Raw genomic sequence first — 3,393 nt, forward strand, 5'->3', positions numbered from 1 at the left:
GGCTGGGCGGGCGCCCTAGGCGTTCGAGTGCTCGGCGCGGCGGAGCTCGTCGACCCGCTCCGCGATCTCGTGGCGGGCCTCAGGGGACAGCTCGGCGGCAGCCAGCGCGATGCGGCGGACGCCGTCGTCGCGCATCGTGGCCAGCCAGGACAATTCCCTGTCGAGCTTTTCGTAGTACTCGTCGTCGGTGAAGTACGCCGACTTGATGCGGAAGAAGTTGGCCAGGGCGGCCATGGTCGCCGCCGACGGGTTGGTGCGATTTCCGGAACGTAGCTGGGAAAGGTACGGAGCCGACATCGTGATGCCCTCCGCCTTGAGCGCGGCGATCACCTCCGCGGAGGTGTGCGGCCCGCGCCCGGGCGGATACACCGTATCGAAGAGGCGGTTCAGGCGGGCGGCGAATGTCGTGCTCATTGATGGACCTCCACTTGGCTGTAGAAGTGAAATATTACCTAGGTGTATTAGCTGTCATGCTAGCGGCGGATTGTTGCCGTAACCAGGTGCAAACTCGCGCGAATCTGGTACGCGCGTAGCTGGCAAGGGCCAATTGCACACGTGATAGCGTCCATCCGATTCGCTGAGGTGTCCACTAAATCTTTGGAACTCACAGGTTATACGCAGAATGCCTGCTCCGTTCGAGCGCCCTCGTCTCCGTGGCGCGACACCGTCTCAGCGACGCGGACAGGACTGCTGTGCGGTCGCACCGCAACGGACGGCCGGCGTCGCGAGCGTCCGGCGGTTCTTTGCTGTCAAGTCTGTACAACGCGTCCAAAACGGGCTTGGAGTGCAGTGATGCGCCGGCTGCGATACCTCTTGGGGCGCCCTGCCGGGCGTGGCAGGGTGAGCGGCCGGTTGATCGGCGGGTGTCCGCGCCTAGCCGGGCCCGGGCCGACCGGCCGTCGCCGCGCGCCGCGACCGGCCGTCGCGGCGGAGTTTGCGCTGGGGCATACCGGCCGAGCGCCCACGGGAGTTCCATTCGTCGAGCGCCGAAGGCCCGGATAGGAGGGCGGTCGGACCGCGGAGCCCGGCCTGCCGGGCTTCGGGCTCACGCCGCGAGCAGCATTGCGAGGATCGCCGTGTCCGGGTGGCTGATGGGGTCGACCCCGACGCGGCTGACCATCGACGTGATCGTGCCGTCGGCTTCGGCCTCCACCCACGCCGCGCGGTGCTCCAGGCCCAAGTAGGGCAGTCCCGGGAGCAGCACACATCCCGACGCGGCGCCGGTGCATTCCGGCAACGACGGCGTCGTCTCCGACGGGGGATGCAGCATCAACAGGGCCGGCGGCTGGTGATCCGCGAAATAGCCTGGCTGGATGGCGGATTCGCCGAAAACCGTGCCCTCGGCAAGCACCAGTCCGACGGTACCCGGTTCGGGTTCGTCGGGCAGCTCCTCGCGGGCGCCGAACACCGTTGTCGTGGATAACAATCCGGGTAACGAGGCGACCCTTACCGCGACCATCAGCAGCTGGGCCCACTCCTTGGTCGAATCCGGCCAGCGTCCCGAGATCACAAACCCCTTCAGGGCACCACGAGAATGGAAGGGGGACACCCCTATTGGCTGGTCTGAGCCCGTCTCCATGTCGACCTCCGCGCGACGCCTCCGCCCGAATAGCCCCATTGCAGCTGGAATGCCTAAGCATGCCCCCGGTTTCGGTGGCTTGCAACACGACACGGTCACAGTCGCACGGTTTTAAAATGCCCAATTTCGGCGCGCATAAACGACCGAGGGCGCCGCGCGATGCGCGACGCCCCGCGGATCGGGATGGTCTCAGCCGGAAATCAGCCCCGTGGCCTTCGACGTCGCGGAGGCGTAGCGGGCCTGGACATCGGCCCAGTTGACCACGTTCCAGAACGCCTTGGTGTAGTCGGCCTTCACGTTCTTGTACTGCAGGTAGAAGGCGTGCTCCCACATGTCGATCAGCAGCAGCGGAACGGCGCCCAGCGGGAAATTCGCCTGGTGGTCGTAGACCTGGAAGGTGAGCAGCCTGTCGCCCAGGCTGTCGTAGGCCAGAACCGCCCACCCGGAGCCCTGGATGCCGTTGGCCACCGCGGTGAACTGCGCGCGGAACTTGTCGAACGATCCGAATGCGTCGTCGATGGCGGCGGCGAGGTCACCGGTCGGCTTGTCACCGCCGTTGGGCGACAAGATCTTCCACCACACGGTGTGGTTGACGTGGCCGCCGAGGTTGAAAGCCAGGTTCTTCTCGTTGAGCAGGATGGCGCTGTGGTCGTCGTTGGCGCGGGCCTCTTCCAACGCGGTCACGGCGGAGTTGGCGCCCTTGACGTAGGTGGCGTGGTGTTTGCTGTGATGAAGTTCGTTGATCTGCCCCGAGATGTGCGGCTCCAGCGCACCGTAATCCCAGTCCAGGTCGGGCAGGGTGTATTCAGCCACTTCTTTCCTTTCTTCGATTATTCGTCTTGACGCTCATTCGCACGGATCCGCCACGCGGCGGCCCAGCGTAATCAACCCTGCTCCAAGACCGCGCGCGCCGCAAGAACGGCCCCCCGGGGACGCCCCGAGGGCAGTGTGCGGATACCCTCTCGGGCCGGAATCAAGACAGAACGATGATGGCCAGCACGGCCAGGAGCACCAACGCGATCAGGCCGGCGCGCAAGGCGGCGACGCTATAGCTGTGATTCCACGCGGGCGAACCGGAGTACGACTTCGACTGGGCCGGCGATCCCGGACCGAACGAATGCGTGGCCATCAAGCGCCTTTCACCTGACCGTTCACCCCGCCCTAGTGAGGTGAGTCACAACAACGTACCGGATCGCGATCATAACCCGTTGTGCTCGGCTTGCGAAACAGGTGCCGTATCAGGGGTCCGAACTGCGCTTTCGGGTTACGGCGCAGGGCAGGAAATGCCCGGTAGGGCAACCGTCGCCGCGGTAAATGGTTAGTCCACCAATTCATTCGCTCGCGCGTCATCCCGGCCTGTTTATGGCACACCCGTACCAACGGGTGACTTATCCACAGCAGCGGACCCGACGACCGCCAGAGGCTGTGTCGACGGGAGTTATACCCGCGCACAAAATGTGGATAAACCTGTGGAAACTGTGGATAGGTTGCGCTGAACGATTGATTGCCGGCTTGAGGCTTCCGCGGCGATCCGTCCCCAGCTCCGCGGGGTCCCCCTCGGCCGGTTTCGCCGCCCTCGCGATCGGCTGGTGCCGATGGCGGCGATCCGCCTCGGCCGGCTTCGCCGCCCTCGCGATCGCCTAGTCTGGTCCGGTGATCCAGGTGTGCTCCCAGTGCGGCACTCGGTGGAACGTGCGCGAGCGGCGACGCGAGTGGTGTCCCCGCTGCCGGGGGCCGCTCATGGCCCCCCTCGCCGACGCGCCGGCCGCCGACCCGCGGTGGAGCACAACGGGCGCGCCGCCGCCGGTCGGGAC

General features: G+C 66.0%; 4 protein-coding genes and 1 pseudogene. 1 reads left to right on the forward strand and 4 read right to left on the reverse strand.

Going from position 1 to position 3,393, the window contains the following annotated elements:
- Positions 1-15: 15 nt before the first annotated feature.
- The 4 genes from GPY60_RS26305 to GPY60_RS26830 all read right to left on the reverse strand — a co-directional run bounded on the left by GPY60_RS26305 (position 16) and on the right by GPY60_RS26830 (position 2,708).
- The gene (locus tag GPY60_RS26305; RefSeq protein ID WP_156690629.1) at positions 16-414 is read right to left on the reverse strand and encodes a transcriptional regulator; all 399 of its coding nucleotides are present in this window, start codon (positions 412-414) and stop codon (positions 16-18) included.
- A 631-nt stretch (positions 415-1,045) separates the two neighbouring features.
- Positions 1,046-1,579: a peptidase gene (locus GPY60_RS26310; RefSeq protein ID WP_156690630.1), complete on the reverse strand. Its 534-nt coding sequence runs from the start codon at positions 1,577-1,579 to the stop codon at positions 1,046-1,048.
- 189 nt (positions 1,580-1,768) lie between these two features.
- Positions 1,769-2,392 (reverse strand): superoxide dismutase, encoded by a 624-nt coding sequence (locus GPY60_RS26315; RefSeq protein WP_156690631.1) that lies wholly within the window; start codon positions 2,390-2,392, stop codon positions 1,769-1,771.
- 160 nt (positions 2,393-2,552) lie between these two features.
- Positions 2,553-2,708, reverse strand: coding sequence for a hypothetical protein (locus GPY60_RS26830; RefSeq protein WP_197283849.1), 156 nt, complete (start codon positions 2,706-2,708; stop codon positions 2,553-2,555).
- Positions 2,709-3,232: 524 nt separating this feature from the next.
- On the opposite strand from GPY60_RS26830, the pseudogene GPY60_RS27380 reads away from it, so the two are divergent.
- A pseudogene (locus tag GPY60_RS27380) lies at positions 3,233-3,393 on the forward strand (DUF4328 domain-containing protein); the annotation flags it as partial.

It is taken from the genome of Mycobacterium sp. Marseille-P9652, assembly GCF_902652685.1.
Lineage (GTDB): Bacteria > Actinomycetota > Actinomycetes > Mycobacteriales > Mycobacteriaceae > Mycobacterium.

Coding starts and splice junctions, on each gene's coding strand:
- GPY60_RS26305 (WP_156690629.1), bottom strand. CDS start 414: ATGAGCACGACATTCGCCGCCCGCCTGAACCGCCTCTTCGATACGGTG.
- GPY60_RS26830 (WP_197283849.1), bottom strand. CDS start 2,708: ATGGCCACGCATTCGTTCGGTCCGGGATCGCCGGCCCAGTCGAAGTCG.
- GPY60_RS26310 (WP_156690630.1), bottom strand. CDS start 1,579: ATGGAGACGGGCTCAGACCAGCCAATAGGGGTGTCCCCCTTCCATTCT.